Source organism: Pseudarthrobacter sp. CCNWLW207, assembly GCF_037203945.1.
Taxonomy (GTDB): domain Bacteria; phylum Actinomycetota; class Actinomycetes; order Actinomycetales; family Micrococcaceae; genus Arthrobacter.
The window spans coordinates 232,927-246,320 of the sequence record NZ_JBBCBS010000004.1 but is presented as its reverse complement, the minus strand read 5'-3'; the positions used below and the strand labels follow the sequence as shown (position 1 = coordinate 246,320).

The window sequence follows — 13,394 nt, the reverse complement described above, 5'->3', positions numbered from 1 at the left end:
GAAAATCGTCTATGAAGGTGGCTTTACACCCGGAGAGGACCACAGCGCATTCACGCGGACGCCGTTGGTTGACGTGAGGTGATTTCATTGTGGCCATCTCATGGGCTGGTACGAAGGTATTAGGCGTTTACCAGGCAACGAACTGCTTCAGAGCCCATTTCTTGGCCAGGCCAAAAATGAGCCCAGCCACTGCGGCTCCAATGCCGAAAGACGCCACCACTGCTGCCGCCGCCGCGGCCCAAGACAGAGCATTGAGCGCAAAGTAGAGGTTCGTGGCAAGACCAGAAGAAATGCCTAGGGTGGCAACGGCCTGAAAAGCCACCGACATTGTGACGATGAGCGCCAAGGAGGCCCCTCCCACTTTCGCCACGTTGCCTTGGACTGAGCCGTTGGTACGATTCGGACTCTCAACGAGAGCTGACATGAATGTTCCTTTCGTATAGTGACTTTCTTAGCCACTCATGGAAACGCGCCCGACACTTAAGGGGGCTGACATTTCGGGCACGCCATTCGGTGGGGTCAGCTCCCACGACGAACGCTAAGGCCGAAAAAGTCAGGTAGGTGGCCGTTCGCCTGAATTTCAGTGTTGATCGGCGCGAATTTGAGTGGATGCGAGCCGCCTATGAGTAGGTACACGGGGAAAGACCCGCGGCCCTGTGGCACGCCGATGACTTTCCGTGGACGGGCGAGAGCTACCGATCCATGGTCCTGTGTTGCGTTCCTGGAAAGGGGCGGAGCGGCTGTTCAGGCAGCTTCCGCGCTCCGGGACGTACGCGGCTCAAGTTGGCCAGCGGCTAGCAAATAGCCGCCCGGCATTTGGTCCTCTAGCGGCCCCGGGCCGAGGCGGCAATGACCGTGACGGCGTGCTCCACCGCGTAGACCGGATCCCGTGAGAGTCCTTTGACCTGGGCGTCTGCTTCGGCAGTTACCTGGATGGAGCGCACCAGGCCCTCGGGTGTCCAGCGCCGGACGTCCCGCTGAGCCTGTTCCACGAGCCAGGGCTGCATCCCGAGGTCACGGGCTATCTGGGCGGAAGACCCCTGGGCGCCCGCCACTTTGGCTACCGTCCGCAGCTTGGCAGCCAGCGCGGCCACGAGCGGAACGGGGTCGGCTCCAGTGGCCAGGGCGTGGCGCAGCGCAGAAAGCGCTGCTGGACCGTTGCCCGCCATGGCGGCGTCGGCAACCTTGAAGGCCGTGGCCTCGATGCGGCCGCCGTAATAGCGGTCCACCAGCTCAGGGGTCACGGCCCCGGTTGCGTCCGCAATCAGTTGGTTGCAGGCCGCCGCGAGTTCGGCAAGGTTGGCGCCCACTGCGTTGACCAGCGACTGGACGGCGTCGCCGCTGATTTTGCGCCCGGCAGCCCTGAATTCTGCAGTGACGAAAGCGGTCTTGTCTGCATCTTTTTTCAGCGGCTGGCAGTCCACTACCGGCCAGCCCCCCGCCTTGACAGCATCAAGGAGCTTCTTTCCCCGGACACCCCCGCCGTGGCGCAGGACGAGGACTGCATCAGGTTCGGGGCGGGCGACGTACGCGAGGGCATCTGCCAAGAAGGAGTCGTTCATGCTTTCAACGCCCTCGACCTCGATCAGCTTGTTCTCGCCGAAGAGGGAGGGGCTGACGTGCAAAGTAAGTGACCCGGGTTCGTAGGTTCCCGCGTTCAACCGGGTGACTTCGACATCCGGCGAAACAGCCCGCACCTGTGCCCTGACACGGTCCATGGCCCGGATCCCCAAGTACTCTTCCGGACCGCCAATCAACACCACTCCGGCAGGTTCTACATCCCGCCAGGTGGCCGCGCCGGACGCCGTCGCCCTGTTTCGTGCATTCGGCGCAGCGGCCATTCTGGGTTCCTTCCGGAAGTGTTAGTGCAGTGTCTAAGCCTGCCATGACGGGGCCGTAGCTCCAAGCCATCAGAACTATCGCCCCGTTGCAGACATAGGGGCGCAGCCCCATCAGGACACCATGGTCTGAACTAAAAGGTGAAGCCCGGACGAGCTGGAAAATGTAAACGCACGTGCCTTCAGGTGCACCGAGCAGTAACCTGACGCTCGGAGGGGAAGACATGATACTCACTGCACAGATCAAGAAAGCGGCCGACGGCTGGCTCGACCTGCGCGTGATCGAGATGCCGGATCTTGAAGCCCACGCCCGAAAATGTCGAGGACATCCCTGACGCAGTCCGCGACGCCGCGGAAAGACTTACCGGACGCCCCGGACATGACTTCGACGTCGAGGTCAGGTACTAACGCCTACCGTCCAAACGGTCCCCTCCGGAGTGCCGGGGCGTGAGCGCAGCGCGAAGCAACTCGGGGACGAAAAACTGTGGACAGTCAGGATTCTCCGACAGAACTGCGTGATTATTCCATTCGTTGGATGTATCTTCAGTGAGGGGCGTCTATCGCCTCTCACTGGGGGAATTTCGTCGTCCCCGACACATTCAACGAAAGGGATCGACAACGATGAGTTATCAACCTAGGGCCCTGAGCCGTGCTTTGCTGGCGGCAGGCCTGACCGCGGCGCTCTGTGCCGGAGCGACCGCTACGGCGCTGCCGGCGGCCGCCGCAGAGACGAAGCTTCGGGTCGTCCAGCACAACACTGACCAAATTCCGGAGCGCTGGAACGATGTCCTGAAGCTTGCTGGCGACAATGATGTACTGCTCGCTGAAGAGGTCTGCGAGGCTTCGTACGAGACTGCAAAGGCGGCCCATCCCAACTGGACGTTCTCGTTCCACCGGCAGAAACAAACCACTGCGGGCAACGCTGCGGCCGTCTGTCCGACATCAGAAGACGGCACGACCTGGAAGGGGCTGGTCGCCGTTCACACCGGCGCCGGCACCGCCACAGACGTTAATTTCTTCGGCGCCGAAGTCAATAAGGCGAAGGGCCAGACCTTTGGGATGGCTTGTGTGAAGTTTCGAAAGGACGGCAACAAGGTGAATGCCTGCGCGACGCACCTGCAGGCGTACGGCGATGATGTGGATGCAGACCGCACCGAGCAGACCCAAAAAATCAAGAACATCACTAAGCGCTGGATCCACGATGGCATTTCCGTCGTCGTCGGAGGTGACTTCAACACGGGCCCTCAGACAGAGGCAATGACAAACATGTACCAGTACAACGGTGAGGGAAAGTTCGTGGAAGCGCACCAGCTCCAGACCGGAAAGGCGGCTCGCGCGGGCGTAGACACGGTCGACGGTCGGAAGATCGACTATGTATTCTTCTCCGCTAAGCAGACCCCGTTGAAGTCAGGGGGGACCTTTCACGTAGATCGGGTTAAGGACGGACACGCGATCCTTACCGCGACGGCCAACATCAAATAGACCAGTGAGCGGTCGGTCAGTTCAGTCGTTGGAGGACAGGACTGACCGTTCCGTTCCGCTCCGTTGACCCGCTGTGTTTCGGTCATTTAGGCGGAGGCCATGACCGACCATGGGACAGCTGACGAACATACCGAAATATCCAACACGCAAACGAGACTGAGCTAACGGCTGTAGTACCCCATCTATTCGATCTGGATCTGGGGGCCACTGATCCTCCTGGCCTCATGCAATCTCTCCACAGCTTTCACCGCGACCTGCTGAAAGTCGTACAGCGACAAGCGTGCTTGATCACTAAGCCGGCCCAAGAGCCCCTGCTGTCCCCAGTCCGTTTGCGGTGCTGCCCAGGGCCGCGGAAAGTCCGCCCAGCCTGGCACTGTCCATTGTGGCGATGCTTAGCCGTTCGGCCGCGAGGACGGCCTTGCTGGTGAGGGAACCAGCCTTGAGCTGGGATGATGCTCCTCGTGACAGCAGGAGCGTGCCGATGTTGAATGTCGCGCCTCGTGCTGCCCAGTTTGGGTTCGTGTCGGTCTCGTCCGCTTACACGAAGGCCGGTCCCATTGACGCGAACAGGTCCAAGGCCTGCTGGACCGCCGGCGCTTCACGGTCCTTCCTGTCCTGATCGAATGCCGACAACGGCGTGGCTGCGAGTGTCCAAGCGGCCGCGTTCAGCGCGTTCACGCCGATCCTGGTCCGTTCGTCGCGCCAGGTCATGTCATGCGAACTGGATAGCGTCGACCCCGCGTCTCGATGGTCTCTCCGAGACGCGTTTCTGGAACGTCAGTCGGCGGTTCCCGAGCCGTTGCGGGAATCCCCTTCAAATTCCCTGCCCAGCGTTCGCTCGCACCGTGGCTCCAAGCCACGAGGTGGACCGCGGTACGGGGAGCGCGGCCATGCCGGCCAGCGGAGGCCTTCCGCCTTTTCGAGAAGTCGCTCGATGCGGCCGTGCAAGCCCAGCAACAGGTCCGCTGCCATCCGTGGGCGGAGTGCAAGCAGCACCATTGCCAGCGTCAGTACCGACAACGCCACCATGGTCATCACCCCGAAGCCTCCTTCCGGCCACCGAAGTGAGGAACCGGGCAGAGCCGCCATAAACCTGGCCGTCCCGGCAACGCCGCCGCAGAAAACGCCCGCCACCGCGATGAGTACGGTTGCAGCCCATGGCGCCAGTACCGTCAGGGGAACAGCGGCTGTGCCGAGCAACGTCACCGGGGCAACGAGCGGGGCAGCCGCGATGTTCGCCACCAATGAGTAGGTCGAGAATTGTGGCTGCAGAAGCACAATTACGGGACCGCACAGCAGCTGGGCGGACAACGGCACGGCGAACGCTGCCGCCGCCCACCGGGGCACCCAAACAGGAGCCAGGTCCACCAACCGCTGGCCAAGCACAATGATTCCCAGGGTTGCGAGGACCGACAACAGGAAGCCGAAGCTGGTCCCCAGGCCCGGATCGAACAACAGAAGCCCGATCACGGCGAGGCAAAGGAAGCTCAGTCCCCGGCCCGTTCTCCCGCCGGCCAGTGACGCGAGGGCTATTGAACCCATCAGGGCAGCGCGCAGGACACTGGCATCGGGGCCGACCAAGAGGACAAACAGTCCCAATCCGGACAGTGCCAAGGCGGCCGCTGGCACCCTGGGCATGCGCAGGCTGCGGGCCAGCAGCAGGAGGGCACCAAGCACCAGACTGCAGTTGGCGCCGCTGACGGCGGTCAGATGGGTCATGCCCACCGACTGCATGGCGCCATTCAGCCCTTCATCCAAGGCGCTGGTGTCCCCGGTGACCATGCCGGGCAGGAGACCGGCGGGGTCGTGCTCAAGGAACGAGGCGGCGGCGACGTAACGGCTGCGCAGTTGGCCCGGACCCTCCTGCCAGCCCAAGGAGCCTCCTGCCAGCAGGCCCGGAGCCGATGAGGCCGCCAGGATACCGGCCTCGGTCTGCCCCGGATCTGCGGGCTTGAGTTTTCCGGTGGTGCGGAGGCGCTGACCGGCCGCCACGGCGCCCCAGTCGCTTCCGCCCATGACCACGATGTCGGCGTTGGCCCGAAGCAGCTGGCCACCGGTGGTGACTTCAACCGCCGCGGCCGGTACGGCCCACCGCCCTGTGGCGCCGCTCTGTCCCACGGGCGAAACGGCTCGAGGCGGTCCCGTGACCTCCAGGACGGCCACCACAGATTCGCCGTCCCGCACGGCATCGGCGAAGGGACCGTGGTTGCGCTGCGAGGACGAGACCGCCGAATGCGCGGCGGTGGACACAGCCAGGAGCACGGCAAGGGCGGCAGTGATCAGGAAGCTGCGGGGAACGGCACTCCGCACGGCCTTGCCAAGGAGAAGGCCCGCGAGAACCAGTAGTCCACAGCTGAGGACCAGAAGGGCGTCCGGCGTCAGCCAGACACCTGCGATGGCGGCACCCCAAACCAGCAGGGCAGCCGGAGCAAGACGGACGTCCGTGCGCCGCCTCGGCCCGTCTACAGCCGGAGTCTTGGGCTTCCCACGGACGTTCTCCGCAACCGCCCGGCGGACCTTTTCCTGTATAGGACTCCCCTGCACTTTCGTGCCGGTCCTGAAGGGTTCCTCTGCCGGCCGGGTGCGGTGTGCGGTGGATTCGACAGCATCAGGCGTCCGGACTGCCGACTCCACAAACCGGTTCCACCGGCTGGGGCTACCCACGGCGGCCTGCTCCTGCCGGACACATCACTCCACGCTCACCAAAGGAAGCAGCGTTTCGAGCATTTTCGGTCCCACGCCGTCCACCGCATCGAGCTCCTCGACTGACGTGAACGGGCCGTGCTCCTTACGCCAATCCACTATCCGCTGGGCCAGCACGGGGCCTACTTTGGGCAGGGTCCCCAGCTCTTCAAGACCAGCGGAGTTGAGATTGGTCTTGCCCCCCACGGAACGTGACGCAGCACCGCCGGCAGCCGAGCCGCCCTCCTCTCCCGAAACGGCACCTGCGGAGTCGGCCGGGAGGGGTTCACCCTGCCGCGGCACATAGATCTTCTGCCCGTCCACGACGACGGCTGCCAGGTTGAGCCGGTCAAGGTCTGCCCCAGGGGTGCCTCCGCCAGCGGCAATGAGGGCATCATTGACGCGGCTTCCCGGCGACAGTTCCACGACGCCCGGCCGGGCAACCGCTCCCGCCACATGCAGCACGGCAGGACCGCCACTCACGGGCTGCGAAGGCTCCGCAACTGTTCCCGCGGTCTGACCACCCTCCATGTCGGGGCTGGCCGACACCGAGCTTCCGGACGACGCCGCCTCACTGATTGGCAGCACTTCGGGACGGCCGGCGGAAACCTGCCACCAGAACCAGGCACCACACAGGACAGCCACAGCTCCCACAAGCAGGGCGGATTTCAGTCCAAGCCGCCACCTCAGGACCGGCCCCCTGCGCACGGGGACCGACGGGGTGCTTGCGCGGATGGCGGGCGCGTGATCGGAGGACGCTCCCCCTCCGAAGCCTTCGGCCGACTGGGAAGACTCCCCCTGGCCGGAGCTGCCGTAGACAAAGGCCTCCTCACCGCCGGGTAACAGCCCGGCGGAGGAAGATCCGAGTGTGGCCTGCAAACGGCTTCCGGCATGGCGCGCCCCAGGACTGGCGGCTCCAGCTTCACGGCGTGACATATCCCCCACGCTAGGGAAGTCCGCCGGAACGGGACAGCGCCGGCAGCGGCTATGTGGAAAGTCCGGGGACGTCGTCGGCCAGCCCCGGGGAGTAGCCCTCCCCCACGATCACAGCCAGGACGCCCAGGCCGGCGTGGGCGGCCAGCACCGCAGGAAGCGAACTGATCTGGGCGCGCGGGCAGTGAGGCAGCGCAGCGGCCAGCCTGTCGGCAAGCGCTTCAGCCTCGGCAGGATTTCCGAAGTGGTGGACGGCGAGGCTGACGCGGCCGGCCGGCCGGGAAGCTGCGTCCTCGGCAGCGATCTCCTCCAACCGGGCAACTGCGCGGGCCGCAGAACGGACCTTTTCCAGCGGAACGATCTTGCCGCCGTCGACCGCGAGGATGGGTTTGATGGCCAGCATGGTTCCCACCAGGGACGCGGCCGCCCCGATCCTGCCGCCCCGGCGGAGCTGCTCCAAACTGGGGACATAAAAGTACACCTTGGTCCGGCCAAGCTGTTCCTGTGCGACGGCCGCCACGGCGGCTGCGTCGCCGCCCGCTGCGGCTGCGACCACAGCGGCCTGCACGCCCAGGCCCAGCGCCATTCCGACTGTCCCGGAATCGACAATTTCGACAGGGATGTCCACCCGGCTGGCCGCGAGCCGGGCCGCATCTGCGGTCCCGGACAAACCGCCGGAAATGTGGATCGAAACAACGGCTTCGTAGCCCCGCCGTCCGGCGGCACGGAACGCCTGTTCGAACTGCCCGGGTGACGGACGGGAAGTCTTAACGGATTTGCCGCTGGCGAGTGCCAGTGCAATGGTTTCGGTGATGTCGTCTTCGCCCTCGCCGTAGATTTCCTCACCCACCATCACGGGCATGGGAATCACAGTCAGGCGCCCGTCGCCGGCGAAGGCTGCGACCCAGTCGGCCGGCAGCGCGGCTGCGGAATCGGTGACCACGGCAGTGCGGACGACGTCGGCCGGGCCGGCACCCGCTGCCCCCGGACGGGGCACGGGCCGGAAGGCCGCCAGACGGTCCCGGAGCCAGAGCCAGGCAGCGGAATCACGGTCGGGCAAGTGCGCCTCCTGGAATTTTTTGCCGGCCGCCGGAAGGATCCGGCGGCCGGTGACCCGGCTAAGCCGGGACGATGTTCACCAGTTTAGGGGCACGCACGATGACTGTGCGGATACCCCGCCCATCGAGGGCGCGCTGAACGTTTTCCGACGCGAGGGCCAGTTCACGCAGCTCGTCTTCACTGATCTCCGGGGAGACCTCGAGACGGTCGCGGACCTTGCCCTGGACCTGGACGACAGCGGTGACGGTTTCCTGCACCAGGAGCGCTTCGTCGTGGGTTGGCCAGCCGGCGTTCGCCACGGAGGCAGGGTGGCCCAGGACGTTCCACATGTCCTCCGCGGTGTACGGCGCGAAGAGACTGAGGATAACGGCAACGGCCTCCGCGGCTTCGCGCACCGCAGGATCGGAACCACCGGCGCCGCCAGCCGCATCAATGGTCTTGCGGGTCGCGTTGACCAGCTCCATCAGTTTGGCCACCACCACGTTGAACTTGTTGCTGTCCAACAGGGCCGCGGCGTCGGCAATCGTGCGGTGGGTCAGCGAACGCAGCGCCCGGTCGCCGGAGGCGGCGTCGGTGCCGGGGGTGCTGGTGACGTCCTGCGCCAGCCGCCAGGCGCGGGCCAGGAACTTCGCAGAGCCCGACGGCGAAACATCCGCCCAGTCGACGTCGTCCTCCGGAGGGGAAGCGAAGATCATGGTGAGCCGGACGGCGTCCACACCGTACTTATCCAGCTGCTCACCAAGGTCAACGCCATTGCCGAGGGACTTGCTCATGGCCTTGCCGCCGTTGAGGACCTGGCCCTGGTTCAGCAGGGCGCTGAACGGTTCGTCGGCGTCGATCATGCCGAGGTCGTGGATGACCTTGGTGAAGAACCGGGCGTAGAGCAGGTGCAGGATGGCGTGCTCCACGCCGCCGACGTACTGGCCAACTGGCATCCAGTCGTTGATCTTCGCGGGGTCGAAGGGGCCGTCCGTGTATTCCGGGGAGACAAACCGCAGGAAGTACCACGACGAATCCACAAACGTATCCATGGTGTCGGTGTCCCGCTTCGCCGGTCCGTGGCAGTTGGGGCATTCAACATTGACCCAGGCCTCGGCGGCAGCCAGCGGCGACGTCCCCTTCGGCGAAAGGTCCTCGCCACGGAGATCTGCGGGGAGGGTGACGGGCAGCTGCTCGTCCGGTACCGCAACCTCACCGCAGGCGGGGCAGTGAATGATGGGGATGGGCGTGCCCCAGAACCGCTGCCGGCTCAACAGCCAGTCACGCAGCCGGAAGTTGACGAACTTCTCGCCGGTGCCCTGCTTTTCAAGGATGCCAATGGCGGCGGGGATGGCCTCAGCCTTTGGCAGGCCATCGAGGACGCCTGAGTTAATCAGGGTGCCCTCCCCCGCAGTTGCCTTACCGGAAGCAGCCGGGTCCTCCTCGCCGGTGTCCAGCACGGCGCGGACGGGCAGGTCGAAGGTCTTGGCGAAGTCAAGGTCACGCTGGTCGTGGGCCGGGACAGCCATGATGGCTCCGGTACCGTAGTCGGCCAGCACGTAGTCTGCGGCCCAGACGGGCAGCTTCTCGCCGTTCAGCGGGTTGACGGCGTACCGGCCGGTAAAGACACCGGTTTTTTCGCGTTCGGTGGACTGGCGTTCGATCTCCGTGAGGGCTTTGACCTGCTCGCGGTACGCGTCCAGGGCGCCGGCATGCTCTTCCGTGACCAGCTCGACGGCGAGCGGCGCGTCAGCGGCGACCACGAAGAACGTGGCGCCGTAAAGGGTGTCGGGGCGGGTGGTGAAGACCGTGACGTCCTTGGCGGGCTTGCCGCCGTCGGCCTCGATCACAAAGGTGACGTGGGCACCTTCGGAACGGCCGATCCAGTTCTTCTGCATGGCCAGCACGCGCTCGGGCCAGTGGCCTCGTAGCTCCTCCATGTCATCGAGGAGCCGGTCGGCGTACTCGGTGATCTTGAAGTACCACTGGTTCAGGGACTTCTTGGTGACCGCGGTGCCGCAGCGTTCGCAGGCCCCGTTGACCACCTGTTCGTTGGCCAGGACGGTCTGGTCCTTAGGGCACCAGTTGACCGGGGAATCCTTGCGGTAGGCCAGGCCACGCTCATAGAAGCGCTTGAACAGCCACTGGGTCCAGCGGTAATACTCCGGGTCGGAAGTGTGCAGCCGCCGTGACCAGTCCGCGGAGATCGCGTACCGCTTGAACGACGCGGCCTGCGTTTCGATATTGGCGTAGGTCCACTCGCTGGGGTGGGCGTTGCGTTTGATGGCGGCGTTCTCCGCCGGCAGGCCGAAGGAGTCCCAACCGATCGGATGCAGGACATCGAAGCCCTGCTGGCGCAGGTACCGTGCCACGACGTCGCCCATGGCAAACGCTTCGGCGTGGCCCATGTGGAGGTCGCCCGATGGGTACGGAAACATGTCCAGGACATAGCGGCGCTCGCGGGAACCGTCATCGGCTGGGGTAAAGACCTTGAGGTCTTCCCATACCTGCGGCCATTTGGCCTCCATAGCCGCGAAGCTGTAGGTGCCCTCCTCAGGCCCCTCAGCTGCCACTGCTGGTGTTCCGGTCTCTGTCTCCGGCTGAACGCTCACTGCTGCCCTCTTCTGTTCTGTTACGGCATCTGTGCGGCCGTAACTTCTCTGATCCCTTCTGCTGCCGGCCCGGCAAACCTGCCCGGACACACAAAAGCCCCTCTCCATGGAGGGGCTGCCGCGCGGCGATCCGGTTGACTCCGGATACCGGGCGGCTAGCTAAGCAGAAGGATCGCACGCATAGAACTACTTTAGCGCACCGGGAAGGGACGCTGCGGTGACCTTTGCCTACCCGTTGCGGCCGGGCGTGAATAGACTGAAATCCGCTGTGCAACAACGGACGGGACCGGTGACCCTGGTGAGTGAAAACATCCTGTTTCCCCCTCTCGGCCACCCCGCCGCGCTGGCCCGGGAGGCCGTCGGCAGCAAGGCTGCTGCGCTTTCGGCCTTGGCGGCAGCAGGTTTCCCGGTACCGCCCGGCTTTGTGGTCACGGGCACTGCCCTTGAGGCCGGAGTATCCCAAGGTGTGACCGGAGGCCTTCAGGCGGCAGCAGCCGCTGCCGGCCCCGGCCCGTATGCAGTAAGGTCCTCGGCCGCTGCGGAAGACCTGCCCGGCGCATCCTTCGCGGGCATGTATGAGAGCTACCTCAACGTGGACGCAGCCGGCCTGCCCGGGGCCGTGGAGCGCTGCTTTGAATCGGCCAGGGCTGACCGCGTCAGGGCCTACGAAGCCTCTATCAGGACCGGCGCCGGCGAGGGGCCGGACACGTACGACGGCGCCGCGGCAGGTGCCTGGTCCGGCATGGCGGTTCTCGTGCAACAGATGGTGGACCCTGTCACCGCGGGCGTCGCCTTGACCGCCAACCCGCTGACCGGAGACCGCAGCGAAACCGTCATCTCCGCGGTTCCGGGCCTCGCCGACGGCCTGGTTTCCGGCGTGGAGACGGGCGAGGAATGGATTGTGCGCGAGGGGCGGCCCGCCCTGGCCCGGGGCGCGGCCGGTGTTCTTTCGGAGGAAAGCGCGACGGCGGTGGCCGCCACTGCGGCGCAGGTGGCCCGGCACTTTGGGCGCCCGCAGGACATTGAGTGGGCACTGGACAAAGCGGGCAAGGTCCAGGTTCTGCAGGCCCGTCCGATGACCGCCCTCCCCGATCCTGTTTCCTGGAACCCGCCCGGAAGGGGCACCTGGCTGCGGAACTTCCGCCTGGGCGAATGGCTGCCTGAGCCGGTCACTCCGCTGTTCATGGACTGGGTCATACCGCGGATCGATGCCGCCTACAACCAGGCCGTCTTCGCGTCCGCCGGCATTTCCGTGCCCATGGGGCATGGGCTGGTCAATGGCTGGTACTACGTCGCCCCGCCGAGCCCCAGGGCGCTCCCCCACCTGCTGTTCGGCGGCGAACCCCGGTCCCTGCCGTACTTCTTCAACTCCGTGGTGCGGCCCATGTTCGACCCCGCCGGGGCGGACAGGACAGTGCTGCGGGGGCTCGAAGACGAATGGCGCACCCAGTGCCTGCCCTCATACCGGGCACTTGTGGAGTCCTCGAGGGGTGTCGTGGAAACGGCTGCCCTGCCCGAGCTGATGGACATCGTGGAGCGTGTGGCGCAGAAAGCAGGAGAATATCTCTGGTTCTTTGCAGCCACCGGCGGTGCTGCCTGGAAGATGGAGATGGCACTCGCGCGGTTCTGGCGCCGAAACATTGCCGGTGCGCCCGCCAGCCGGGCCGCACAGGGCGCATTGGACGCCACCGGATACCAAACACTTCTGGGCGGCCTGGCTCCTGCCCTGCCTGCAAGCGTTCCGCACGCTGTCTACAGCCTCGACTGGTATCACCGGACCGCGGGCGAGCAGCCCGACCCGCACCCAGCGACGCCCCAGACGCCCCAGACGCCGAGTATCAACACTCCGCAGCACGTGCGTGCCCCGCCGGCAGCTGAACGGCGCCGGGCGGCTGAAGCGTCGTGCCGTGCGGTGCTGAAGCGGACACGCCAGCTGCACAGGTTTGACACCCTCCTCAGCGCGGCCCAGCACTTTGCCCTGCTCCGCGAGGAGCAGGCGAGGGACTTCACGCTTGGCTGGCCGCTGCTGCGCCAGTGTGCCACCGAAATAGGCACCCGCCTTCGGGACAGCGGAATCATCGCCGACCCCGCGGACATCTACTTCCTGACGTTCGACGCCCTGCGCCTGGACGCGCCGCCGCAGCACCAAGAAGTAGCCCGGCGCCGCAAGGAATGGGCACGGCAGCGGAAGCTATCAGCTCCGCTGCAACTGGGAAAGATGCCGCCGGTGGTGGGCAACATGTTCGACCGCATAGCCAACTCGGCACGCAGCACCAGGGACGTGCCGACAGGTGCCTTGGTGGGGCATCCGGCCAGTCCAGGGAGGGCGGAGGGCCGGGTGCGCGTGGTGGACGGTCCGGAGGGATTCTCCCGGTTCCTGCCGGGCGAGATCCTGGTGGCCAAAGCCACGGCGCCGGCGTGGACCCCGCTGTTTGCCGTGGCTGCCGCCGTCGTGACGGACGGCGGCAACCTGGCCGCGCACGCTTCCCTCGTGGCCCGCGAGTACGGCATCCCCGCCGTTGTTGGTACCGGCAACGCCACCGAGCTCCTTCGGACAGGGCAGCTGGTTACTGTCGATGGCAACGCGGGGACTGTCGAAGTGGGGAGTCTTTCAGATCAACGGGGTTCTCACGCATAGGCCAGGCTGAGCATCACGGCCTTCAGCTGTGCATACTGCTCTGTAGTCATCCACGCCCGCGCTGCTTCCCTGCCCGCGAAGGCCGGCTCGGGCTGGGTGTTGAAGATGACACTGGTGATGGAGGCACCATTTCCCATGGTCAGAACGTCACAGCCCGCCATGCTCACCACC

At 65.5% G+C, this 13,394-nt stretch carries 10 protein-coding genes; 2 read left to right on the top strand and 8 right to left on the bottom strand.

Annotated features, from left to right (window positions below; translation table 11 throughout):
• Positions 1–127: 127 nt before the first annotated feature.
• Positions 128–424 (bottom strand): hypothetical protein, encoded by a 297-nt coding sequence (locus V9L17_RS08980; protein ID WP_337348562.1) that lies wholly within the window; start codon positions 422–424, stop codon positions 128–130.
• 400 nt (positions 425–824) lie between these two features.
• Positions 825–1,841, bottom strand: coding sequence for a DNA polymerase III subunit delta (holA, locus tag V9L17_RS08975; RefSeq protein ID WP_337348563.1), 1,017 nt, complete (start codon positions 1,839–1,841; stop codon positions 825–827).
• A gap of 618 nt (positions 1,842–2,459) precedes the next feature.
• Here holA and V9L17_RS08970 point away from each other — a divergent pair.
• Entirely contained in the window at positions 2,460–3,320 is an 861-nt protein-coding gene (locus V9L17_RS08970) for a hypothetical protein (protein ID WP_337348564.1), read from the top strand.
• Between the two features lie 537 nt (positions 3,321–3,857).
• Here V9L17_RS08970 and V9L17_RS08965 read toward each other — a convergent pair.
• From V9L17_RS08965 to leuS, 5 genes are all read right to left on the bottom strand, one after another.
• Positions 3,858–4,031: a hypothetical protein gene (locus V9L17_RS08965; RefSeq protein ID WP_337348565.1), complete on the bottom strand. Its 174-nt coding sequence runs from the start codon at positions 4,029–4,031 to the stop codon at positions 3,858–3,860.
• Between the two features lie 66 nt (positions 4,032–4,097).
• A complete protein-coding gene (locus V9L17_RS08960) occupies positions 4,098–5,984 on the bottom strand; it encodes a ComEC/Rec2 family competence protein (protein ID WP_337351183.1) in 1,887 nt (628 codons plus the stop codon).
• Between the two features lie 24 nt (positions 5,985–6,008).
• Positions 6,009–6,938, bottom strand: a complete 930-nt coding sequence (locus V9L17_RS08955; protein WP_337348568.1) for a ComEA family DNA-binding protein — start codon at positions 6,936–6,938, stop codon at positions 6,009–6,011.
• Between the two features lie 49 nt (positions 6,939–6,987).
• Positions 6,988–7,995 carry a DegV family protein gene (locus V9L17_RS08950; protein ID WP_337348569.1) on the bottom strand — a complete coding sequence of 336 codons (1,008 nt, stop codon included), beginning with the start codon at positions 7,993–7,995 and terminating at the stop codon, positions 6,988–6,990.
• Between the two features lie 58 nt (positions 7,996–8,053).
• Positions 8,054–10,585: a leucine--tRNA ligase gene (gene leuS / locus V9L17_RS08945; protein WP_337348570.1), complete on the bottom strand. Its 2,532-nt coding sequence runs from the start codon at positions 10,583–10,585 to the stop codon at positions 8,054–8,056.
• Between the two features lie 298 nt (positions 10,586–10,883).
• Between leuS and V9L17_RS08940 the strand changes: the two genes are divergently transcribed.
• A complete protein-coding gene (locus tag V9L17_RS08940; RefSeq protein ID WP_337351182.1) occupies positions 10,884–13,223 on the top strand; it encodes a PEP/pyruvate-binding domain-containing protein in 2,340 nt (779 codons plus the stop codon).
• Here V9L17_RS08940 and V9L17_RS08935 read toward each other — a convergent pair.
• Positions 13,214–13,360, bottom strand: a complete 147-nt coding sequence (locus tag V9L17_RS08935; protein WP_337351181.1) for a hypothetical protein — start codon at positions 13,358–13,360, stop codon at positions 13,214–13,216. The two genes, V9L17_RS08940 and V9L17_RS08935, sit on opposite strands and share 10 nt — an antisense overlap.
• Positions 13,361–13,394 lie beyond the last annotated feature (34 nt).

Excerpts from the sequence above, each read along its gene's own strand:
- holA (WP_337348563.1), bottom strand. The coding sequence starts at position 1,841 with ATGGCCGCTGCGCCGAATGCACGAAACAGGGCGACGGCGTCCGGCGCG.
- V9L17_RS08965 (WP_337348565.1), bottom strand. The coding sequence starts at position 4,031 with ATGACCTGGCGCGACGAACGGACCAGGATCGGCGTGAACGCGCTGAAC.
- V9L17_RS08970 (WP_337348564.1), top strand. The coding sequence starts at position 2,460 with ATGAGTTATCAACCTAGGGCCCTGAGCCGTGCTTTGCTGGCGGCAGGC.
- V9L17_RS08980 (WP_337348562.1), bottom strand. The coding sequence starts at position 424 with ATGTCAGCTCTCGTTGAGAGTCCGAATCGTACCAACGGCTCAGTCCAA.
- V9L17_RS08955 (WP_337348568.1), bottom strand. The coding sequence starts at position 6,938 with ATGTCACGCCGTGAAGCTGGAGCCGCCAGTCCTGGGGCGCGCCATGCC.
- V9L17_RS08935 (WP_337351181.1), bottom strand. The coding sequence starts at position 13,360 with ATGGGAAATGGTGCCTCCATCACCAGTGTCATCTTCAACACCCAGCCC.